Genomic DNA, 22,578 nt, shown 5'->3' on the forward strand with positions numbered 1-22,578 from the left:
TTTTGCTGCCAATTTTCACAACGCTCGCAAGCGCATACTAAAGGGGATACTTAGCAGCAGTAATAATGCGGTCGTGTTCAAAGCGATCTCCGTACTTGTATGTTTAGCTAAAATACCTATCGCCCCTACAGCCAGTGCCCCTAAAGTGTTGCCCACACCTAAGGTGAGGCCTGATGCCATGCCTTTATTGTCGGGAAACAGCGATTGTCCGGCTACCATCACGACGGATCCGGTCGAATATAAAGCAAACCCGAGAAGACCTATCGTAATCCAAATCCATATGCCTTGAGCATGCAAAAACCACAAAAGAAAAATCGTCGAAGCTAGGGCTGATCCAATGAGAACAGGTTTGGCTCCAATGCGGTCCGAAATGGCACCTCCTGTCATATTCCCTAAGCTCCCCACTAAAAACAGAACAGATAATAGGGCTGCCGCTTCACTCAATGAACGATGCAACGAGTGCCATAAGATGGGGACCAAGGTCACAGTCGCCATGCTCGCCAAATTTCTCAGCATGACCACAACGAGCAAATTTCCTGAGTGCTTTAACCCTTGGCGAAACGCCGGTGTCCAAATTTTCACAGCCCTAGTTTGAGGACGCGGGGCAGGACGCATCACCCACCACATGATACCGGCCATCGCCATCCCCGGTATCGCCAGAACCCATAGCCCTTGCCGTCCCCAGTACAGAAAAGCCGTGGTCGCAGCAATCGGCGCAAGAGCGCGTCCGAAGTTTCCCCCAATCATGAAGAAACTCATACCGAGCCCCTTGCGCGATCCAGCTAAGTCCCCGACCAGCGCTGACGCATGCGGATGAAATGCGGCATTACCCAATCCGGCCACCAGCAATGCCACCACAAAAATCGCATAAGTGGGCGCATAGGCTAATGCTGCCGCTGATACGATACTTCCCACCATAAGACCCCCGACCACGAAATACCGGGTACCAACCCGATCCGCCCATAAACCCATCAAAGGTTGTAACAACTGCGTGGTCAACGCGGCAATTGAACTTAACAGTCCGGCTAATGCTACAGAAAAGTGCATGGCGACCATCAAAACCGGTAGCAAAGCCGGATATAAATTTGGGTAAGAATCGTTTAAAAAATGAGCAAAAGTAAAAAATCCAGTTTTCCAGGCACCGCGTTTTCGACTCGGTACGGCCACTGTCTCTGTGGTCACCATGATTCCGCCCTCTTTCCTTATTTACTGTTATTATCAGTATACTGAACTTTTTATTTCTATCAAGTTCTGATGCGTGTATCTTAAAATTGTCGTCGATAATTTTTGCTTTAGCGGACACCCATAATTCAGAAGGTTATCGCACAATCATCATCGTGGTATCATTAACGGTCCATCATCATGGCGTATTGACCATCAATCCTATGGATGATGAGATGGATGGGAATGAAAGGGCAAGAACTCTTTATGATTATCAAAGAAGTATGTACCCCAAACGAATGGAATATGTTCCGAACACTTCTCGAGGCGTATGCAAGAAGTCTGGATTTTTCCTTGGAATTTCAAAACTTTTCGGCCGAAATCGCCAATCTTTCCCGTGTTTACTGCCGTCCGAACGGCGTCGCTATTGTGGCGCTTGAAAACACGGAAGCCGTGGGATGTGTGGCTTATCGCCAGTTGGCGCCAAAGATTTGTGAAATAAAACGGCTCTTTATACGGCCCGCTTACCGTCAACGCGGCGTTGCCCGGCAGTTAATTTTAACACTCATGACCATCGCAAAGAATGACGGCTATCACGTGATGCGACTTGACACCGTACCGTCTATGACAGCGGCCATTCATCTTTATCTTGCATTGGGGTTTAAAGATATTCCACCTTATTATTCTAATCCTGTCGCTGGAGCAAGGTTTATGGAAATTACGCTAAGATAACCGCGGCTAATTCATAGATAGACAAAATTTTGGCGATTTTTCATTGATATTCAGGAAATCTTCAGATTGAAATCCGCAAAACCTTATATAATCTAAAATGAATTTTTGATGAGATTTTTATTAAATATTCCGAGCCGTATCACAAAAACACAAAAAGGATCGTGTACATGAAGCCTCTACGCTTATTGGCTCTAGGTATTGTAGGTACAAGCGTATTAGCTGGTTGTGGACTTTTTGCCGGAAAACCCGGATGGCCCACGGTGGCGGATACCCAAATTGGAGCATTAGACTGGACAAGTTATGGATTGGGCGGCACCCATAATGCTGTTATTGCACCCCAAAGCCATTTCACCGCCAATTGGATTCGACAGTTCTCTCAACCCTTAATGCAGCCGGCCGTCGTGCGGGGCACCGTTTATGTGGGCGGTATCGGCCAAAATCCCGCTGTGTACGCTCTAGACGCGAAAACTGGGGCAACAATCTGGAAAACACCAGTTGATAATCAAATTATGACTACCCCTATCGTCGTTCATGGCGAAGTCTTTGTGGGCTCAGGGAATCATAATTATCCGATGAGCCATGTGCCCCAATATGGCACGGATATTATCCGTGGCAATGGTGCCAACGCTATCTATGCTCTCAGCGCGAAAACCGGACAAATCATTTGGGAACGCAAAACTGCTGGCGAAAACATGCCAACCTTTGTCTATAAAAACAATACGTTATATATCGCCAACGGCAGCGATGAAGTGTTAGCCTTAAATGCCACCACCGGACAAACCCTATGGAGATTGCCCATCGGGTCTTACGTCAGCATGTCATCTCCCGAACTGTCGGGCAATCTCTTGTACTTTGGAGGAGCGCATCCTTTTGCTATGTATGCCGTGAACATTGAAACTCACAAAATTCAGTGGATGCATCCTTTTTCTCACCCATTAGGGGGATCCGATGATGTCTCACCCGCCGTGTACAGGAATAACGTTTATGCGGATGTAGTCGTGGCCCGAAATGGCCAACCTCACGAAATCTTTTACGCCTTCAACGCGCAAAACGGTCATATCGAATGGGAATTTGATGAAGGAACTGGACCTATTCCTCAGGGACCTCATGGTGGTCCCCGAGATGAAACGGTAGCTCCCCTCGTCTATAACAACACCGTCTATGTCGGCAGCCCGCTCAATAATGTCCTCTACGCATTAAATGCGCAAACAGGGCAGTTATTATGGAAAGATCACTTGACAGGAACTCTGATGCAGTCTCCTATCGCCTACAATGGAGTGCTCTATGTAGGCGATACTACAGGTAAGTTTTGGGCAATTAATGCCTCGACAGGAAAATTATTAGGGCATCGCCAGTTTAAAGGGCCTTTTATGCCTTCATCACCGGTCTTAGTGGGTCAAACGATTTTTACAGGCACCCGTTTAGGTCAGTTCATGGCCATTCCGTTATCATCAATCCAATAATGATCCCACCATGATGCATTTTATGTAGAACTCAGCTTTGGGAACAGGGACAAGTTTTGCTAGACGTGATCCCTGTTCCTGTGCCTTATGGCATAATTGAAATCGATTGGACACGTAATAGAGTCCGCCCCGATCAATGGCTCAGGGGGAATCGATCGTGAACGAAAAAACGCGAGTGATGGCACGCCTTCGTCATCTTGTATCCGATTTGGAACACCCATGGCATTATGTCGACGAGCTTATTGTTAAGGCAATGAACCAGGGCGTTTTCGATAACTTGCCAGGCAAAGGCAAACCCCAATTCATCGAGTCTCATCATCATCCTGAATATTGGGCGAATAAGCTCCTTAAAGATCACGGGTATGTTCCAGAATGGATGGTATTGGGAAATGATATAGACCGTTTTGATGAGGAGTTGCAAACAATCCGCCAACAGGTTTTGCATGGTAAGCCGGTGACTCCTGCATTACGCGAACATGTGACCAATTTATGTAATGCGCGGCAGGTCTTGCTCCGTCTCTATAACCAGAAAGTTCCGGTGCCATCACTGCAACGAGGCCCCAGAACTCCTGATCAGTTTTTGTCTGGAGAATGAGAATTGAACCGGTTTCCTAAGACGTGTGGTCTCGTTCTCAGCTCAAACCTATTCCACAGTTAAAATGTTACTTTGGTCGATACGTTTTGTGAATAAGGTGAGAATCAAAGAGACGGTACTGGACAATCCTAGTGTGACAACGCCTGCCACAACAAATCCCTGTGGTAGCAGCAAGGCAAATAAGGGACCGCCTAGTAACGCTCCGATATTAAAGACCAGAAAAATCCAACCCGTTACGGTGCCTGCAATCGCATCGTCCACCGAATCCTGGGCCATGGTCGCAACCAAATCGACATAAATCCCCCAACCAGCTCCAAAGGAAAACGTCAAAGCCGTTAAGAGCCCAATCTGTTTGGCGACCAGAAACATGCCTAGACTCCCTATCATGATGAGAAATGCCGCGACACTGACCAAATACTTACGGCCAAAGCGGTCGGCTAAATAACCGAGGGGAAAAGCACAGATTAATCCGCCTAATCCACCCATTGACGCAACTTCTGCGGCCTGACTAGGAGCCAAATTTAAACCTTTCAAGAGATAATCCGAGTAGTATCCCAAGTAGCCAAATAACGCAATCCCAAAGAGAAAAATGGATAAGGACAAAATGACGACATTGCGGTGAAAAATACCGGCAAAGCCGATACGCCGCTTTTCAATCTTTTTATAGGTTTTGGGGATGACGCCATAAAAGATAAGCAGGGCAATAGCACTAGCAATCCCTGAGATAATAAAGGGAATCTGGTAGTGGGGCAAAAAGGGTGTGATCAAATACGGACCCACAAATAATCCTCCACCAAAAAATACCGCGAATGCGGAAACAGCTCGGCCCCGGGTTTCGAAAAAAATATCGCCAAGCAAAGCGATAATAGCGGGTTGGAAAATACCAATACCGACCCCTACCAATAAGCGAGCGAGCAATAATTCAACAGAGTTCGTCACAAATCCGGTAACCACGGTAAATACCGCAAAAATGATTACCGAACCCATTACGGTATACTTTACTGAGAATCGGTCAAATAAATAGCCTCCGACCATACTAAAGATGGCAATGCCCAAAGCAAATCCGGTACCCACTTCGCCCAACAAGGCACTCGATCCATGAACATTTTGCACAATGTATGGTGAACCAAAGGAATATAAGTTGGTGTCAAATCCTTCCAAAAACGCTGGAATAGCGGAAACCAGCACAATAATAAAGAAATATAGTGGGCTTTGTCGTGCGACCGATCGCACAGTCCTTTCAGCCCGATTTTCTGCGGCTCTGTTGGTATTCGTTGACAATTTCAAAACCTCCTCGGTAGCGTTCAAGAATTTTCTGTCTGTCGTGCGCCACTTGGCGATAGGGGTTCTCGAATAAATGCCAAAATCGTTTGCACCATAATCCATACGCCTAAAGGCATCACCGATTCCGCAAAATTAAATTGGCTATGATGATGGGGATACGGATAACGGGGATCATGCGCCCCTAAATTCCAGAACACACCTGGCCGTTGTTGCAGGTAATAAGCAAAATCTTCTCCACCCATACGCTGTTCCACGTCAATCCAAACATCACGCCCTGCAAACTTTTCAACCACATCTTTAAAAATCTTCCACTCTTCTTGACTATTCACGACCGAAGGATAACCTTTCCGATACTGCAGTTCCGCATGAGCCCCAAATGTCTCGGCCGTGCCCTCCATAACTTGCCTCATCTGCTCGATTATTCGGTTTTGAACATCTTGGTTAAATGTACGGACCGTCCCTTTAAGTTCTGCTCGGCTGGGGATGGCATTGTATGCCGATCCGCTCTGAGCCGCGCTGATGGTTAGAACGGCCGCATCTGTCGGATTGATTTGACGCGAGATAATGGTTTGCATAGCCATGATCATTTGCGCCATAACAGGAATCGGATCAATGGTATGGTGCGGTGCCGATCCATGTCCTCCTTTCCCCTCGATCAGGATGTCGAAGCGATCAGAGTTAGCTGACTGCACCCCGGGCCGAGCCCCAATTTTTCCAGCAGGCAGCTCCGACTGTAAGTGCAATCCCGTAACCCGGATCACGCCATCTAACACGCCATCACGTATCATCTTCAATGCCCCACCGGGATGCCGTTCTTCCGCTGGTTGAAAAATCAAGCGGGCTCGCCCGGGAATTTTGTCAAGAAATTGCGGCAACACCTGCGCCACTCCCAGTAACATGGCCGTATGTCCATCATGACCACAAGCATGCATGACTCCCTCGCGCCGTGAACGATAATCGATAGGGGATTCTTCCTCAATGGGTAACGCATCAATATCGGCACGCGCCAATACGATCGGACCATCCGTACCAATATCCACAACGACGCCGGTATCTCCTGCGACGATGGGATGATGCCCCATCGCTCTCAACGTAGACAGGATAAATTTTTGGGTGTCATATTCCTCGTAGCCTAATTCGGGATGAGTATGGAGATGGCGGCGCCATTGAACCATATTTGGGGCCAAAGCCTGAATATTGTCAGGGATCATACGGCTCCCTCCTTGCTGTTCAAAAGTTCTCCTTTTTTGATTACCTGGTGACGGTCAGTTGGGGTCCATAACGTGGCCGGACGCTCAATGGGGTTATCGGGCCACAAAACCAAATCCGCCCAGAAACCCGGCGCAATAACCCCAGTAGGAATGTCCAATAACTCAGCACCGTGGATGGTGGCGGCTTCTAAGGCATCCCAAATGTTTAACCCTACCTCTAAGAGATAGCGGATTTCTTGGGCATTGTCTCCATGATAGTTAAAGGGAGTGCCGGCGTCCGTCCCCATGGCAAAGCGTACCCCGGCACGAAAGGCCCGCTGCAAACTATTTTGGTGGGCCTCTCTGGCAATTTTGGCCTTTTCTACCGACGCCGGGGCAATCCCAGATTCCACGCCATGGTCAATAATTTGTTGCACAGCTGTTAAGGTCGCAACTAACGTGACCTCACGTTTAATCATTTCTTCAATCGCCCAATCTGATAGATAAAATCCATGTTCAATCGAATCAACTCCAGCTTTCAGGGCATTTTCAATGCCTTCTTGAGCCTGGGCATGGGCCATAGTTTTTTTGCCCCGATTTTTCGCCTCCGCAACAGCAGCGGCCATCTCTTCCAACAATAAGCCACGTTCGGTACTTTTATCTCCTGTTGACATGACCCCCCCAGATGCCATGAACTTCAAGACATCGACGCCCTCACGCAACTGCCGCCGTGCTTCTTTCCGGGCATCATCTGGAGAATCGACAACAGCGCCACCCTCCCAATGGATGTGCGCGGGAAATCCATTAGCGGGGTCGGCATGCCCTCCCGTAATAGAAAACGGTGTCCCGGCCACCCGCATATGAGGTCCCTCATGCCAGCCGTGCTCAATAGCGCGGCGGACGCCAACGCCAATGCCAAAAGGCGAACCGGCGTCACGCACACTAGTGATACCTCTGAAGAGTGTGCGCCTCGCGTGCACCAAGGCGCGTGCTGTCATTTCAGGAACGGTTAAGGTTAAGTCGTCCCATTTATTTGGATGGCCGGCAGCAGAAAAATGAACATGACAATCGATAAACCCTGGTAACACATAACGGTTTTGTCCATTTATCCGCGTCGCATGCGGAAAACGAACGCCGATAATCTTTTCGGGGCCGCTCTCACGAATAATGCCATCGTGATCCCATACAAGAGCCCATGGTTCATCGCGCACTTGACGATGAGACACGTCAACTAAATGAATGTTGTATAATAAATATTCCACTAAACATCGCTCCTATTTTCCTGCCGATATATCCTGTATCTTTGAGGAATAGCCTAAGCGTACGAAGAGAATGCCTTTGCTTCCTATATGCACCGTTACAAAAATCCCCGTCTGTTTATGTAAATCCCTACAAAACCTCACGGAATGATGAACGAAATCATGAAACCGATCGCGATCGAACCAGTTGTTGCCGCCCCTTCTGGGCTGGATCGTCTAGCATGAGATCCGGAAAATGGGAAAGACTAGCCAAAAACACGGGAGATGAGCGATGCGCAAAATATCGACAATCCTGGCAATCATCGTGCTGGTCAGTGGATGCGGAACCGCTGTCCCCTCGCCACATGCTAAGCTTTACACCTATCAACCGCAGTGGATAGGTCGAGGCCAGAAAATTTTTGAACAAACCTGTGCACCTTGCCATGGTCAAAATGGGCAAGGCATTACGGGTCCGGCTTTATGGGGACCTAATTCGGCTGCAGCGGGATTTACCCACTTCTCCGACCTCGCTTCATTTATCCAAACGAATATGCCCCAGGATAATCCCGGTTCCCTGTCCCCGAAAAGCGCGCAAAGTGTGGCATCTTTCATTTGGCATCAAAATCACCGTACGTGATTCTTGCGAAGAGCAAGAAGCGGCGTTCATTTTATGAAACATCTATCACATCGCCATGTGCTACACTGGACCGTAAAGGATTCTCTAGAAAGGGTTTATGATGAATACGAAAAAACTCATGCCATATGGTTTTTGGCCTAGCGTGTTAACGCCCGAACGGATGGTCGAATTGACCAAAGTTTTTGACGTACAATGGGACCGGCGAGGCCAGGACGTGGTAGTATTTGAGAAACGGGAAGGACAGTCCCGTCTGCTTCGAATCAATCCGACTTTTGGATTCCCGCGCGATCTCATTAGCACCAATCCTGTGGTAGTACGCGTGAATTATGGTGGTGGTGAGTATACGGTCGGAAGCGATGCCGTATTTTTTGTTTCGAGAGGCCGTATTTACCGCAAACCATTGGATGACGGATTAGCTGAAGCGCTAACCAAAGGGAATTTCCAACCAGCGTCCCCGACCTTATCGCCCAATGAACAATGGCTTTGTTTTGTTTATAACAATAAAGAAGAAGATGGGTTAGCCGTCGTACCCGCCCTCCCCGGGCCCCATAAACCCGTCGTACTATTAACCGGGTATGATTTCTTTATGCAGCCCACATGGCATCCCACTGGACAGCAGATAGCAGTCATTGCCTGGAATCATCCCTTTATGCCTTGGGATAGCCCCTACTTGCTCTTATTAGATGTATCCACAGACCTACAATATCCTCAAATCACCCAGGTAACCGTCCTACAAGGTCCGGATCAGGGGATTTTGTTTCAGCCAGAATTCTCCCCGGATGGCCGGTATTTAGCATATGTTGGAGAAGTGGATGATCTCACACAACTCTTCCTATGTGATTTACAAACCCATCAAACGCGCCAATTGACCCATCAAAATGGCGAATTGGCGATGCCCGCATGGCGCCAAGGAGTCCGAACCATCGGGTGGCACCGAGACAGTCAGCATATCTATTACATTGTCAACGTCGAAGGAAAAATGAATGTCTGGCGAACCGATGTTGAGGGGAAAAATCATATCTGTCTGACCACAGATTTACCATTTGATGTTTACCGTCAAATTGCGGTCTCGCCTAAAGATAACCGAATTGCCATGCGCGCTGTCAGCACAACCCAGCCGGAGCGCATTATTGTTCTTGATGACGACATCGACACTCCCTGGCATGTGATACGCTACACCACATCCAATGAAATACCGGGGTGTTACTATTCCCGTGCGCAAAGATTAAGATGGGGGCAACACCCGCATATGCGCTATGGTCTTTATTATCCACCAACGCATCCGCAGTATGAAGATCACGGCCCACCGCCCATGGTTGTGCTATTGCATGGAGGCCCCACGGGCCAAGCCTTCATGATGTTTTGTGCCCAAGCTCAGTTTTTAGCTACTCGCGGTTTCGCCGTATTATTGGTCAATCACCGGGGCAGCACAGGTTACGGTAAAGCATACCGGGAAAGTTTGCGTCATCAATGGGGAATTTATGATGTTGAAGACAGTATTTCAGGGGTTGAGTACTGTATAGAAGAAGGACTGGCGCGCCGTGATGCCATATATATCATGGGTTCGAGTGCAGGCGGCCTTACAGTTTATAATGCCTTAATTCATTTCCCTGGAGTTTTTCGGGCGGGAATCACTCTTTATGGAGTTGCTAATCTCTGGACGTTTTCCAATGAAACACACAAGTTTGAACGGCATTATCAAGACTTTTTAATTGGCCCCTTGCCGGAAGCCACCGAGACCTACAATGATCGGTCCCCCGTGCTTCATGCCGATAAAATTCAGGATCCGGTGGCGATTTTCCAGGGTAGCCAAGATCCTGTGGTGCCACTGTCTCAAACCATGGAAATGATTGCGGCTTTAAAGTCCCATCATGTTCCGGTATTTTACCGTGTATTCGAAGGCGAGGGTCATGGATGGCATAGTCCCAAAACCGTCGCACAATTTTATCACGACCTCGAAGATTTTTTGCAGGATTCGCTTAAATCCCTGAACGATTAAGGCTGAATGGCGGGATAATCATCCCGCCCTCCTTGTTCTCATGTTGTCATCTTCACTAATCTCAGCCGACGATTATGGGCCTTGGCGTCTACTCGGATAACGCCGTAAAACATCATCAATTCGTATGGCAACCTCTTCAGGCGCTTCTAACCCGGGACAGTAACCACTACGCTGAAATTTGGATAAATTCCGCATGAGTAATACGCTCTAAAGGTTCAACATTTGGCGTTAACATGTGATCATGTTCACCTCTGATGACTAAAGTCGGGTGAATGCGGGGAACAGCCGATCAATATTCGTCGTCAAATTGGTATAAAGGATTTGTTCTATTTTATTGAGGGCCTGACCTTGGATGTGCAAAACATCTGCACTGGGCAGTCTATGAAAGGCTTGAAGCCAAATCCGCTGCAAAACTTGCCCCTGTTTATGTTCAGGAGCTTTCTGAACCAATTCACGAACCCGTTGAAAATGATGCCGGGTTTTGGGATCCACCACCGGAAAATGTGTCCAAAACAATGAGGGAATCAATATAACGGCGAACTTTTGCAGCCACATACAACGATTCCGCGCCACCAAACGAATGGCAAATAAGGACGGGTTTGATATTCCAAGCACAAATTAACCGCACAATATCCCGTGCATGATCTTCAATCGCATACTCTTGAGGCGGTTTGTCGCTATCTCCGAATGCCCGCACGTTACAGATAAATGCGTGGTATTCATCCAAGGACAAATGCTACAGCAAGGAGTACCAACTTTCTTTAGACATTAACCAACCATGTAAAAAACCAAAGGTCTTGGCCCGTAACCGACGACGTCGAAAGACACCGAGATGTCACCGACGTGCACATACATTCGCGTTTCCCCTTTTCCGCGGTTATCTTCTGAGTATCCTTTTGTCCCTTCTTAAAGGCCTTCAGATTTATTAATATTTTCCTCTATCTTTATTTGATAGCCAATTGGAGAATCGATGCATTCTTCCACGGCTTGCGGATCGTCGTGATTTCAGGACCGTGAGGGAGGTTTCCCGGTTAAAGGTTGCGCCGATGAATCGAGACATCGCGTAGAAGATGGAATTTGTGCAACGTTTCGATCCCACGAAGCTTGTCCTCCCCCATACCATCATTTTGATAGGCCTTCTATTGTGTATCCACATGGTCGGATTCGACCATAGTTTTCAATATCTGGTCCTATAAGTAACCGCTGTTTGTATGAAGTCAAATCAAGAGCTGTTTTGGTCAAGTTATGGCTGATGAACTCGCTTATCGGGCATACGGCCGGTAAACCTGCCTCTTATCGCGGGCTAGTTTTCCGGACCACAAGACTTTGCCAGAGATCGAAATTGTCTCATCGTCTTAGGGGTTAATAGCCGACGATATCGATGGTGCATTCTAAGAGCTCCTTTGCTCGTTTCGACGTATTTTTTCCCCAGAGATCGCTGAGAATTAGCGGCACAGCTAATTCTGGATACCCCGTCGGTCCGGGCGGAATCCTGCGCATCGCGAGTGAAGGGAGCCGCACAACCGGGCGATCTAGAATTAGCCTCATCACATCCTCATCGTTTGTGAGTTACCACATGAGACGGATTAATCTTGACGAATTTCATGGTTACCGACGGCGTAATACAGCTCGTCGTTTTGTGATGAATCACAACGATCCCTCTGGTCAAAAAGATTCGCATACAATATTCTAAAAAACATCAAAAACATATTTATTATGTGAATGGAGACAAGGAAACAACATGAATGATGAATTCTATTTGGCCAATGAATGGAACGTGGTGTTTCGGCACAATATTTCTTCGCGAAATGCCGAATATACGACCACCGACGATTTAGCGCTTTCTCCCGTGATAAGTCAGTATCTCCGGGAAAACTTTTCTCAAGGGATATACTTGCATCAACACGATGCAATATGGGCTGCAGTGATTAAAAAACAGCATTTGTGTTTGGCCACGGGAACTGCTTCTGGTAAAACCCTCCCTTTCATGATAACCGCCATGAACATTTTATCATTGGATCCCAAGGCAAAGATTCTCGCGCTATATCCGACCAAGGCATTGGGTTACGAACAAGAACAACGATGGCGGGAATCACTACAGCGATCGGGGCTGCCAATTCAGGTAGGGCGTATCGATGGCGACATTCCGAGCGCACGGCGTCTAGAAATTCTCGTTACGAGCCATATTCTCGTTGCCACCCCGGATGTTATTCACACATGGATGCTTGCCACTCTTGACAACCGCAAGGTTAGAAACTTTATTCACTGCCTGAAATTTGTCATTGTTGATGAAGTCCATTCGTTTACGGGAGTTTTTGGGTCTAATTCTGCCTATCTCTTTAGGCGTCTCCACCATGCCGCGCATATACTCGGCAGCGATTTTCAATATATGGCCGCATCAGCTACCATTGCGAACCCCGAAGAACATCTGTACAAATTATTTGGTGTTCCTTTTGAAATCATTGATCAGGATTTTTCCCCCAAGCACGATGTTCAAATCGAAATGGTTATTCCCCCGAACGGCGACTTTTTAACACAAGTGGTTAGTTTGTTATCTCATCTGACATCATCCCGCGAGCGATTTATCGCCTTTGTAGATAGCCGCAAGCAGACTGAACAAATCGCCACGATTATGTCTCGGATGGCCAATAACAATTTAGATAATGTCCCGTATATCCGGCGATTGGAAACCCTAGATGTCCTTCCCTATCGAGCAGGTTATGAGGAATATGACCGAACCCAGATTCAAGAACGGCTCACATCAGGAAATCTTATTGGTGTGGTCAGTACCAGCGCCCTTGAGTTGGGACTAGATATACCGGCACTTTCAACTGGTGTTTTGGTTGGGGTACCAAATTCCGCGACGAGCTTCCAGCAACGAATTGGCCGTATCGGACGGCACGCACCCGGTCGAGTCATCGTTATTAAATCCGGAAATCCTTTAGATGACGTGGTTTTCCGTCATCCCAAGTCCTTATTTTCTCGCCCGTTGTCAGAAGGGGCTCTTTACTTAGAAAATCGGCGGATTCAATATATCCACGCCTTAGCCTTGGCTCGACAAGGAGGAGAACACGACCTAGCTATTGGGATTAGAGAAGACCAAGAAATTGAGTTAGAATCTTCCATTGATTGGCCCCAAGGATTTTCAGAGATTGTTCAGGATGAACGCACAGGAACGATCCCGGTAGAGTTTCAGACCATGAAAGAACATGGTGGAGATCGGCCTAACCTGGCCTATGCATTGCGAGACGTTGACCTGCAATTTAAGGTGATATTAAATAATAATCCGCACGATAGTCTGGGCGCTTTATCTTACGGACAAGTTTTACGGGAAGCATATCCCGGCGCGGTTTACTATTACGCGACCGCACCGTACCGCGTCACGCGTGTAGACACGGTTCGCCGTCTGATTACGGTTCGCCCAGAAAAGCACTATACCACTTCGCCTTCATCGCTACCGACTCAGATTTACCCAAATTTAACCGAAGGCAATGTTCATCAAGCTTTCCTACACGGCGATCTGATAAGCATTGAGTGTAATCTGCAAATTCATAACGTCGTGGTTGGTTTTACTGAGCGGCGCGGCCGGGCAGAAAGCCATCATGCCTATCCTTTACCATTAGGAGGCTCTATTCAATTTCGCAGCCCCAGATTTTACCGATATTATTTTTCGTCCGGGGTTATTTTCAACCACCCAGAACTGCGGAATCTAGACAATGCAAAGCTAGACTCTCTAGCATCTTTATTATTCGAAGGGTTTTTAATGACTATTCCTTTTGAACGACAAGATATCGGATACGGATCCGGTCGTCATCGGCGGGAAGCGAACCGCATTGGATTGAATGATCGATTTATAGCGCTCTTTGATCAAACCTATGGAAGCCTTCGTTTAAGTAGCCGTCTTATGGATACTGACGTTTTCGGTAAATTGCTGGAAAACTGTGTAGCGATTATCGAGACGGACTACGACGGATTATATCCTCAGGATCTTCTTGGCCTCGTGGATTTGTTCTATAAAGAGTTCTTAAAGCCCCGTCAAAAGTATTCACCATACGCCCAAAATACGTTGCTGCTAGATAATGAACCAAACCGGATCCGGGTGATTGCGCCTGGCAGCATGGGGCTCGCACTTGGTAAATCAAACCAGGAAGTGATCATTCAGGATATTTTCTTTCATCCCTTAAAAAAGTTATCCTATCGTGTCGACTATCCCAACGATCCGCCAAATCATCTCAACCCACCGGACATAATCTGGTCCTTTGACGAGGTTATCCCCATTGATGGAATATCCGAGTTTGTATACTACGACATGAATACCGGGCAAGTGATAAAAATATGAATCCCCGGGATTGATTCGGAAGCACTTTCAGCGGACCATAGGAGGCGAGGCGCAGAAGGCCTTGTGAAGTTGGTTAGCCATATGAAAAAGACGCCGGTTGGTGCCGCCTAGACGCTCGGGTTGTCCATCGCCGACAGTAATGACCCCGTATACTAGTTGCAACGATCTCCACAATGGAGGGAAATATCCATGACAACCCAGAAATGTGAAGCACTCAAAGACTCTCGTACACACATGTCCATGAGTTTCGGGTCAGAGAGTTCAGCAGACCTCAATCATATGGTCCCCGCGGACTCAGTGCGAAACAACTGCACCTTGGTAATCGCAAACTCCGAGAAATAAACGCGTCCGAGTCGGAGACCGCTTGGCTTATTATCAGCCGCCCATTGCCGCCGAATTCACCGCTACTCTCGAGGTGTGGATTGGCCCTGGTTTCGATTCCGCAAAATATGGGCCTTGACGATCTCGTTTACGCTAAGACGATTACGTCCCTGACAGCCCTGCAGGCTAGGGTTCCTGTATGCCGACAGGGCCAACACAACGGCTCGCCCCAACAGGAGTGTAGTGGTTCTGATGAAGAGCTCAAAGGAAGGACGCCTGTCTCCCGCTTCGGGGGTCAAAACCGGTCTTGACAATGGGGGGGCCACCTTACCCAGCCGTTTCGTAAGTTCTTCTTTGTCCTCCGCCGGACCATGATTTCCGGCGATTCATAAGCCCAGTGGATATGGCCCCTAGGAACTCTTAGTGTAAGTCACCTGCCATCAACGACCGGCTCTCTCGAGCAATCACTTGGATATAATAGGGCTTCGGTAGATCCTGCTGGGCTCGTTATGCACTACCATACATAGTGACTTTTTCCTCAACTCAGTTCCAACACTGTCATGTAACCCGACGTGCTCCTAAGGCGTTATATTCAACAGAAGACAGAGGAGGAGAAAGACATGAAACGACGATCGTTATACATCCCAGGTAGTGCTTTGGCACTCCTCTCGCTAACGGGTTGTGGTTTGTCAGGAGCAGCCCAAATCACACCGACCCACAATGGCAGTTATAATATTTCCGGTACCGTAACCACTTCAGGCGGGAACCAAACACAGCATAGTGCCCCCGAGACGAGTTCCCCATCCAATGCCTCCGCACAAAATGCAAACAATTCTCAAGTATCATCTCCGCCATCATCTGGGACATTTTCCGCCACCTCGAGCATCAACTCTCCATTCAATCCTGTGGTGCAACAAGCTATGGGTGACATCAAGAATTTTACAGCGCTACCCTTGGAGGCCCCCGAGATTATTCCACCTTCGATCTACCATTTCGCTGGCGGTTATTTAACGGCTTTGACATCAACCGGACCGAATCACTGGACGGTGCATTTACGGGACACGACCCAACAAGAGCCTGTCAATTCGCCAAATATCGGGCAGGTTTTAAGTTCCCTGCCGAATGTCGGATCCTTTGGCATTCGGCAATTAGCCAGTAATCAAGTGGGCACCCCATCACTCGATATGACGACTTTACGCCAATTTAATCCTCTTTGGCGTCCCAATCAAAGCATTCTGAATGCAACCAGCAAGGAACACATCATTGTCGGAGGAGGCAATGCGGCCTTAGGAGCCGTCGCTTATGGATTTCATGGCACTTTTAATGATGCCAAATTGACATGGCAAGAAGGTGATTGGACGATCGAAATCACTGGTGGAAGTCCACGCTACGAACAGGACATAGCGTTTAAGCTGGTCAATTACTTGCACGCCCATTATCTTCCCCCATTTCCCGGTCTCATTATGATTGATGTGATTAACCAAGGTCCTCAGGGCAACACAACGGCCGTTACACATATGGACTGGATCGATGGACGCTATTTAATGCATATTGACGCCCGAATTCCATCGTTTCAAAATCCGGTCGATACGGCTAAAATGGCCGTTTCATGGAATCATTATTAAGATTTCACAGCTTTAAATTTTGTATAATCAACTCAAGCTAGCCAACAAGGGTCTTGGGAGGAAATTGTGGATACTGAAGAAATTTGGGTGACGCCTCGACATGGTGCTGAACTTGTTCATTGTTCACCAAAGATTGTAGAAAATCTCATGGCAGAAGGAGTATTGCCCATTCGGCTAGTCACTAATCCTCACGGGTCACAGTATGCGCCCATGCGTTTAATTCCCCTCAACCAATTAATTTCTTGGCTTCATACTCATCCCAATGCGCTTTACGCACGTTCCACAGTTCGAACAGGTCCGGCAACACGTCTCAGGGATGTTGCCGAGCGTCTCCGATTATTGGATGATCAACGACCTTGGATTACTTTATTGCTCATCTTACTCCATTGGGAAGGAGATTCTCAGCAAATACACGATTCTTTAGATCAGCTTCTTCCCCTTTTGTGGGATTTAACACCCGTGAGCGAACGGAAAATCCGAATGAGTCTCAATGGTCCCCTCATTTATTTTAGCTTTCCGCACATTGGTTATGCCCAGTTTGTGCACGACTGGCAACCACAAGAGGTGTCCATGGATTCTGACTCTCAACCAGCAAACACCGAAGGACAATATTATGATCGGTACGTGTCCCAGCGTGAACCCGCCCGCTATCCGCCAGCGTTAATTTTAAGAGACCTCCAATCGGCTATAAATCAGTTGCAGCCCCGGTGGTTTTAACCGATACCATTCGTTTCTCACGGACTCGACAAGTGCTAGAACTCGTTAGGGGAGGAACTATCACCGTCCAAGAGATTCGCTGCCGGAATATGTCCCATCCGTCCCGATTGGAAATCCTCGATCGCTTGTAGAATTTCGGCCCGAGTATTCATCACAAAGGGTCCATAAGAAAAAATGGGCTCACGAATTGGCACTCCCCCAAGTGCCAAGATTTCAAGTCGCGGGCTCTTTGCACTTTGTATCTTATCGGCTCGCACTTGTACAACATCACCCGCCCCAAAGACCACCGCTTCCCCTTCCTTGATGGGGACGTCCCCTTCCCCCGCAGTTCCCTGTCCTGAGAGGGCGTAAACTATCGCACTAAATCCCGTCGGCCACAAGACCCGAAGTTGCGCACCAGGCTGAAGGCTAATGTGAGCATAGGTAATCGGCGTGCGTGTTTTACCTGGGCCTTGATAGCCGCCTAATTCTCCAGCAATGAGACGGATAATGGCGGTGCCATCGTGAGACGTCAATAAGCGTACGGCGTCGGCTTCAATACTCTGATATTGGGGTGGTATCATTTTCAGTTTTCTCGGCAAATTTACCCAAAGCTGCACACCATGAAAGAGGCCGCCTTTTTGGACTAAATCCTCTGGAGGCATTTCATCATGTAAAATTCCACTGCCAGCCGTCATCCATTGTGTTGCTCCATTGGTAATGAGTCCCCCACCGCCATGAGAGTCGCGGTGCCGAAACGCACCATCTAAGATGTAGGTGACGGTTTCAAAACCGCGATGAGGATGCCACGGTGCGCCTTTAGCCTCCCCAGGCGCGTATTCTACAGCTCCCATGTGGTCCAGTAAAAGAAACGGATCACTCATGGTAAAAGGAATGTCACGAGAAGGGAACGGCCTTCTCACAGGAAATCCAGCTCCCTCTAAAAGGCTAGGTGCAGTTGTGTGGACAATCACGGGTTTGGTTCTTCCTATGACATCTGGTTCTTCAAGACGAGGCAACAACAAAATATTGTCTGGTTCTACTGCTGGCATGCCGATCAAGCTTCCTTTCGCTCTTCCTGTCTAACTCCTATTATAGACCAAAGAGCCAAACACTCCTCGAGCGAAGCCATTGGGTTTGTCTCAATCACAGGCGAAGCACTGGAGAAATATTTTCCATTCCACCGAGGAGACTAGCCCAAGAGGACCCCCATTTCACCAATTGATCGGCCCGATGGGTTATAGACTCCTCCCCTTTCCAGATCCAAACGCGGCGGACGGGGGAAATGCCAAAAACTTTCAAAGTCACTTCGAACCCGCCACGTAAGCCGAGAAATAGCGAGGGAAAATTATATCCCACGACACTTCTCACCATTTGGGCCCCAAATCTGAGAATTAGCACCCGAAGAAATAACACGCGGTCACGGAATGGACCATATTCGTTCTTTTGCCGGTGCCACCAGGCCGCTGACCCAGTTCGGCCACGGTCAGTGAAATCCATTGGCCGGCAATACCCAGATGATCATTTAATGCAAAACGCATCATCTTGGATTCAAAGGTTACTACCTGATGGCTAGAAGGCCCCTAGGCGGTCCTCGTTTTCCAGTGATATCCTTTCCTTAGCCCCAGCTTGACCGTAAAGAAACTTCTCGTCCCACCACGCGTAACGGGTAATCTTCGTTTTGCCGCGCAAGTCAATAACCCCATTTGCCGTTCTCCCCTTGCTGCCGTTAATTTCACTCTCTTCGGTCCTTTGGTTAACTGATATCGATGTTCGCTCGCCGCGCCAGTTCGTAAATTAAGATGGAGTGATCCTGTTCACCCCAGCCCTGCGCCAACACGCTGTTCATCATATCGTGGACCATAGCGGTCACAGGAACCGACACTTCCAGCTGCTGAGCAGCCTCCAGAGCAATGGTTAAATCCTTGCGGTGCAGCCGAATTCGAAACCCGGGTTCGAACCGCCCCTCCAACGCCCGTTGACCGTGGACGTCCAAGACCCGGCTTTGAGCAAATCCGCCCAACAAGGCTTGGCGCACGCGGGAAGGATCCACACCGGACTTTTTAGCCAAAACCAGCGCCTCCCCGACCGCCTCAATCGTTAAAGCCACCACAATCTGGTTACACGCTTTGGTGACCTGCCCGGCACCAGCATCTCCGACGTGCACAATATTTTTCCCCATGGCTTGAAATATCGGTCGCGCCCGTTCGAACGCATCGACACTCCCGCCCACCATAATGGACAATGTCCCCGCTTTGGCCCCGACATCCCCGCCTGAGACAGGTGCGTCCAGACTGTCGGCACCGCGTTCCACGGCCGCCTGATGGATTTTGCGGGCAATTGCCGGGCTGACCGTCGACATGTCAATTAGAAGATGGCCGGGCCGAACGCGGTTAAACACGCCGTCCACCCCAAAATAGACGGATTCTACATCCGGGGTGTCAGGCAACATGGTGATAACAACGTCACTAGCATCGGCGGTAGCTGCTGGGCTGTCGGCAGCCACCGCGCCTTCGGCTACCAGGGATGTCTCTTTATTACGTGTTCGGTTGTATACCGTGAGCGGAAATCCCGCCCGTAGCAAATTCATGGCCATTGGGCCGCCCATAATCCCGAGTCCTATAAACCCTATTCGCGTTTCTGCCATATTTTCGCTCCTTACCCGGCAAATTGTCCGTTTTGATAAAGCCGCCACCACTCTAGACTGTCCTCGGTGCGTCCTGGTGGAATATACTCCAAGCCGATGTACCCGGTATATCCGGCCTCGTCCAGGGCCGAAAAAATCCGGCCGTAATTTAACTCACCCGTTCCCGGCTGATGTCGGCCCGGATTGTCGGCAATTTGGACGTGTCCGATATGGTCCCTTAATGTCCGAAACGTTCCGATAATCTCTCCTTGCGTCCGTTGCAGATGATAGATGTCATATTGAATCTCAACGTTGGGCCGGCCAACCTCCCGAATCAAATCGACCACATCTGAGGTCCGGTTGAGAAAAAATCCCGGAATATCGTACGGATTGACTGGTTCCAGCATCAGCGTAAGATGGGCTTTGCCGAGCTCGTCCGCAGCATAGCGCACGTTGTCCCGCAACACCGCCCACGCCTCGTCTTTCGGCAAATCATCCGGCCGGCGGCCCGCTAGACAATTTAATCGTGGCACATCCAGCTCAGTTGCATAACGGATGGCCTCCGCCACCCCCTCACGAAATTCCGCACGGCGCTCTGGCAAAATCGCTATGCCCCGTTCCCCATGTTCCCAGTCCCCGGAGGGCAAGTTAAACAGCGCAATGGTCAATGCCGCATCTTGCGCAGCTGTTTTAACTGCCTCCAGCCCGTCCGCATAGGGGAACAAAAATTCCACCGCATCAAATCCGGACGCCCGGGCCCGGCCAAACCGTTCCAAAAACGGAACATCGGTATATAACATTGTTAAATTCGCGGCAAATTTCAGCATATTGTCCTCTCCTTATCCCTGCCGGGGTCCCGTCAGTTCCGGCTCGCGATCTATGACCGGCCCAAATTCCCGGATCTGATCCAACGCTGGACCCATGGCCGCATCTGCTTCCCGCTGGATAAAGACTTCCACCAGCACTGGTAAACGGTTCGCCTCGGCTTCCTGACGTGCCCAATTTAACGCTGGCTCCAGCTCCTGGGGAACTGTTACCCTTCGTCCCATGCCGCCCATCGCCTCAACTATGGCCACATTATCCATACCCATCCCGTCGTTATGGTCATAACTGATATCCACTCCGTAGTTCATTTGATACTGGTATTTGGACGGCTGGCGGATTAGTCCCAGATACCCATTGTTAAGCATGACCATCACTAAAGGAATGCGATATTGGACGGCTACAGCAATCTCTTCTACCAAAAACTCAAAGGAGTAATCACCGACCACGGCGACCACTTCTTGTTGCGGACGCGCCAACTTGACCCCGATGGCAGCCGGAATTTCCCAGCCCAAGGGTCCTGCCTGCCCACACACCAGATAGTGACGAGGACGGTAAACGCGTTGAAACTGTCCGGACCAAATTTGGTACAGGCCAATGGCGGTGGTGAATACCGTGTCCGGACCGAAAGATGCATTGATTGCTTTAAAGACCCGAGCGGGATGAATCGGTACCGTGTCAATATCCATGACCCGGTCATAGCTATCGCGCAGCACCTGCACACGGTCGACCCAGTCACCGGGACTCTTTGGAGAAACCCGACTTTTGGCCTCGGCCAATACTGCCTCCAAGGCCAGCTTGGCATCGCTCACGATTCCGAGCGCTGGCTCGATGATGCGACCAATTTGCCCCGGATCTACATCAATTTGAATAAATTGCCGATCCCGGGTGTAGATGGCCAAATCGCCAGTGTGACGCTCGGCAAATCGCGCGCCGACCGCCAGTACGAGATCAGACTCCAGAAAGACCCGATTGGCCGACCGCGTGTGGGTCTGAATCCCGACCGTGCCGACGGCCAACGGATGATTGGCAGGCAGTGCCCCCCACGCCATTAAGGTCGGCGACACTGGAATTTGAAGGTATTCGGCCAATTGTCGTAAAAGATCCTCCGCCTCGGCAGTGATAACTCCGCCTCCGGCCAAAATGAGCGGCCGCCGGGCCTCAAGCAGCAGATCTACCGCCCGGCGTACAGCTGCCGGATTCGGTGGTGTGCGAAAGACCGGCAACGACTGGTCAACCGACGGGTCATAAAGGATTTCCGCCTTTTGGACGTCGAGTGGCAAATCGATATGCACCGGACCTGGTCGGCCTTCGCGGGCAATTCGGAAAGCCTCACGAAACACCCAGGGAATTTGGGCTGCCTCCATGACCAAAAAGCTTTTCTTAACCACTGGTTTGACGATATTGACGATATCAACTGCTTGAAACCCCTCGCGATGTAATTGTGACCGCGGCACCTGGCCAGTAATCGTAATCATGGGTATGGAGTCCGCCCACGCGGTGTATAGTCCGGTCACCATATTGGTTCCCGCCGGTCCAGAAGTACCGATGGCTACGCCCACTCGTCCTGTGATCCGCGCCCATCCATCGGCCATGTGAGTCGCCCCTTCTTCATGCCGAGCAGTAATCGCTCGAATACTATCTGACACCTTCGATAATGATTGATAAAGGGGTAATATCGCCGCTCCAGGAATCCCGAAAACGGTCTCAACCCCTTCATCCATTAAAATTGAGACCACCGCGTCCATTGCCGGCATTTTCAGCATGATTACATCCCACCTTTGTGTGATTGCCCTACCGGGGTCATTCCCGTTTCAGATAGCCAGTTTTTTGATACGCTTGCGGCACTA

The 22,578-nt window shown here is 49.2% G+C and carries 19 protein-coding genes; 8 read left to right on the top strand and 11 right to left on the bottom strand.

Annotation, left to right across the window (positions count from 1 at the left end; all coding sequences use genetic code 11):
- Positions 1-15: 15 nt before the first annotated feature.
- A complete protein-coding gene (locus AOA63_RS06615; RefSeq protein ID WP_053958959.1) occupies positions 16-1,185 on the bottom strand; it encodes an MFS transporter in 1,170 nt (389 codons plus the stop codon).
- 216 nt (positions 1,186-1,401) lie between these two features.
- On the opposite strand from AOA63_RS06615, the gene AOA63_RS06620 reads away from it, so the two are divergent.
- The 3 genes from AOA63_RS06620 to AOA63_RS06630 all read left to right on the top strand — a co-directional run bounded on the left by AOA63_RS06620 (position 1,402) and on the right by AOA63_RS06630 (position 3,951).
- Positions 1,402-1,893: a GNAT family N-acetyltransferase gene (locus AOA63_RS06620; RefSeq protein WP_206742816.1), complete on the top strand. Its 492-nt coding sequence runs from the start codon at positions 1,402-1,404 to the stop codon at positions 1,891-1,893.
- Between the two features lie 167 nt (positions 1,894-2,060).
- A complete protein-coding gene (locus AOA63_RS06625) occupies positions 2,061-3,356 on the top strand; it encodes a PQQ-binding-like beta-propeller repeat protein (RefSeq protein WP_053958961.1) in 1,296 nt (431 codons plus the stop codon).
- Positions 3,357-3,513: 157 nt separating this feature from the next.
- Entirely contained in the window at positions 3,514-3,951 is a 438-nt protein-coding gene (locus tag AOA63_RS06630) for a DUF1992 domain-containing protein (RefSeq protein WP_053958962.1), read from the top strand.
- 48 nt (positions 3,952-3,999) lie between these two features.
- Here AOA63_RS06630 and AOA63_RS06635 read toward each other — a convergent pair whose 3' ends face one another.
- From AOA63_RS06635 to AOA63_RS06645, 3 genes are read right to left on the bottom strand one after another with little or no spacing between them, the layout of a single operon-like run.
- A complete protein-coding gene (locus AOA63_RS06635) occupies positions 4,000-5,232 on the bottom strand; it encodes an MFS transporter (RefSeq protein ID WP_053958963.1) in 1,233 nt (410 codons plus the stop codon).
- Between the two features lie 23 nt (positions 5,233-5,255).
- Positions 5,256-6,446, bottom strand: a complete 1,191-nt coding sequence (locus AOA63_RS06640; RefSeq protein ID WP_053958964.1) for a M20 metallopeptidase family protein — start codon at positions 6,444-6,446, stop codon at positions 5,256-5,258.
- Positions 6,443-7,687: a metal-dependent hydrolase family protein gene (locus AOA63_RS06645; protein WP_053958965.1), complete on the bottom strand. Its 1,245-nt coding sequence runs from the start codon at positions 7,685-7,687 to the stop codon at positions 6,443-6,445. The genes AOA63_RS06640 and AOA63_RS06645 overlap by 4 nt, the downstream gene beginning before the upstream one ends.
- Positions 7,688-7,955: 268 nt before the next feature.
- Between AOA63_RS06645 and AOA63_RS06650 the strand changes: the two genes are divergently transcribed.
- Together AOA63_RS06650 and AOA63_RS06655 are read left to right on the top strand one after the other, a co-directional pair.
- The gene (locus AOA63_RS06650; protein WP_053958966.1) at positions 7,956-8,300 is read left to right on the top strand and encodes a c-type cytochrome; all 345 of its coding nucleotides are present in this window, start codon (positions 7,956-7,958) and stop codon (positions 8,298-8,300) included.
- Between the two features lie 97 nt (positions 8,301-8,397).
- Complete coding sequence (locus tag AOA63_RS06655) at positions 8,398-10,299, top strand: S9 family peptidase (RefSeq protein ID WP_082343807.1); 1,902 nt, start codon at positions 8,398-8,400, stop codon at positions 10,297-10,299.
- 451 nt (positions 10,300-10,750) lie between these two features.
- On the opposite strand, the gene AOA63_RS20555 is transcribed toward AOA63_RS06655, so the two are convergent.
- Together AOA63_RS20555 and AOA63_RS06665 are read right to left on the bottom strand one after the other, a co-directional pair.
- Positions 10,751-10,996: an alpha/beta fold hydrolase gene (locus AOA63_RS20555; RefSeq protein WP_171822635.1), complete on the bottom strand. Its 246-nt coding sequence runs from the start codon at positions 10,994-10,996 to the stop codon at positions 10,751-10,753.
- 665 nt (positions 10,997-11,661) lie between these two features.
- Entirely contained in the window at positions 11,662-11,847 is a 186-nt protein-coding gene (locus AOA63_RS06665; RefSeq protein WP_053958969.1) for a hypothetical protein, read from the bottom strand.
- Between the two features lie 193 nt (positions 11,848-12,040).
- Here AOA63_RS06665 and AOA63_RS06670 point away from each other — a divergent pair, with 193 nt between their 5' ends.
- From AOA63_RS06670 to AOA63_RS06680, 3 genes are all read left to right on the top strand, one after another.
- Complete coding sequence (locus tag AOA63_RS06670; protein WP_053958970.1) at positions 12,041-14,638, top strand: DEAD/DEAH box helicase; 2,598 nt, start codon at positions 12,041-12,043, stop codon at positions 14,636-14,638.
- Positions 14,639-15,579: 941 nt separating this feature from the next.
- Positions 15,580-16,584, top strand: a complete 1,005-nt coding sequence (locus AOA63_RS06675) for a hypothetical protein (protein WP_053958971.1) — start codon at positions 15,580-15,582, stop codon at positions 16,582-16,584.
- A 66-nt stretch (positions 16,585-16,650) separates the two neighbouring features.
- Entirely contained in the window at positions 16,651-17,301 is a 651-nt protein-coding gene (locus tag AOA63_RS06680; protein ID WP_053958972.1) for a hypothetical protein, read from the top strand.
- 35 nt (positions 17,302-17,336) lie between these two features.
- On the opposite strand, the gene AOA63_RS06685 is transcribed toward AOA63_RS06680, so the two are convergent.
- From AOA63_RS06685 to gcl, 5 genes are all read right to left on the bottom strand, one after another.
- Positions 17,337-18,332, bottom strand: a complete 996-nt coding sequence (locus AOA63_RS06685; protein ID WP_053958973.1) for a pirin family protein — start codon at positions 18,330-18,332, stop codon at positions 17,337-17,339.
- 342 nt (positions 18,333-18,674) lie between these two features.
- Positions 18,675-18,824: a hypothetical protein gene (locus AOA63_RS19725; RefSeq protein WP_171822636.1), complete on the bottom strand. Its 150-nt coding sequence runs from the start codon at positions 18,822-18,824 to the stop codon at positions 18,675-18,677.
- A 212-nt stretch (positions 18,825-19,036) separates the two neighbouring features.
- Positions 19,037-19,927: a 2-hydroxy-3-oxopropionate reductase gene (locus AOA63_RS06695; RefSeq protein WP_053958975.1), complete on the bottom strand. Its 891-nt coding sequence runs from the start codon at positions 19,925-19,927 to the stop codon at positions 19,037-19,039.
- A gap of 11 nt (positions 19,928-19,938) precedes the next feature.
- The gene (hyi, locus tag AOA63_RS06700; RefSeq protein WP_053958976.1) at positions 19,939-20,733 is read right to left on the bottom strand and encodes a hydroxypyruvate isomerase; all 795 of its coding nucleotides are present in this window, start codon (positions 20,731-20,733) and stop codon (positions 19,939-19,941) included.
- Positions 20,734-20,745: 12 nt separating this feature from the next.
- Positions 20,746-22,494 (bottom strand): glyoxylate carboligase, encoded by a 1,749-nt coding sequence (gene gcl, locus AOA63_RS06705; RefSeq protein ID WP_053958977.1) that lies wholly within the window; start codon positions 22,492-22,494, stop codon positions 20,746-20,748.
- Between the last annotated feature and the right edge of the window lie 84 nt (positions 22,495-22,578).

This window comes from Sulfobacillus thermosulfidooxidans, assembly GCF_001280565.1.
Lineage (GTDB): Bacteria > Bacillota > Sulfobacillia > Sulfobacillales > Sulfobacillaceae > Sulfobacillus > Sulfobacillus thermosulfidooxidans_A.

Bases quoted from the DNA above. Each gene is read 5' to 3' on its own strand.
- gcl (WP_053958977.1), bottom strand. From the start codon at position 22,494: ATGCTGAAAATGCCGGCAATGGACGCGGTGGTCTCAATTTTAATGGAT.
- AOA63_RS19725 (WP_171822636.1), bottom strand. From the start codon at position 18,824: ATGATGCGTTTTGCATTAAATGATCATCTGGGTATTGCCGGCCAATGG.
- AOA63_RS06655 (WP_082343807.1), top strand. From the start codon at position 8,398: ATGATGAATACGAAAAAACTCATGCCATATGGTTTTTGGCCTAGCGTG.
- AOA63_RS06615 (WP_053958959.1), bottom strand. From the start codon at position 1,185: ATGGTGACCACAGAGACAGTGGCCGTACCGAGTCGAAAACGCGGTGCC.
- AOA63_RS06685 (WP_053958973.1), bottom strand. From the start codon at position 18,332: ATGCCAGCAGTAGAACCAGACAATATTTTGTTGTTGCCTCGTCTTGAA.
- AOA63_RS06640 (WP_053958964.1), bottom strand. From the start codon at position 6,446: ATGATCCCTGACAATATTCAGGCTTTGGCCCCAAATATGGTTCAATGG.
- AOA63_RS06620 (WP_206742816.1), top strand. From the start codon at position 1,402: ATGGGAATGAAAGGGCAAGAACTCTTTATGATTATCAAAGAAGTATGT.
- AOA63_RS06650 (WP_053958966.1), top strand. From the start codon at position 7,956: ATGCGCAAAATATCGACAATCCTGGCAATCATCGTGCTGGTCAGTGGA.
- hyi (WP_053958976.1), bottom strand. From the start codon at position 20,733: ATGCTGAAATTTGCCGCGAATTTAACAATGTTATATACCGATGTTCCG.
- AOA63_RS06665 (WP_053958969.1), bottom strand. From the start codon at position 11,847: ATGAGGCTAATTCTAGATCGCCCGGTTGTGCGGCTCCCTTCACTCGCG.
- AOA63_RS06675 (WP_053958971.1), top strand. From the start codon at position 15,580: ATGAAACGACGATCGTTATACATCCCAGGTAGTGCTTTGGCACTCCTC.
- AOA63_RS06625 (WP_053958961.1), top strand. From the start codon at position 2,061: ATGAAGCCTCTACGCTTATTGGCTCTAGGTATTGTAGGTACAAGCGTA.
- AOA63_RS06695 (WP_053958975.1), bottom strand. From the start codon at position 19,927: ATGGCAGAAACGCGAATAGGGTTTATAGGACTCGGGATTATGGGCGGC.
- AOA63_RS06670 (WP_053958970.1), top strand. From the start codon at position 12,041: ATGAATGATGAATTCTATTTGGCCAATGAATGGAACGTGGTGTTTCGG.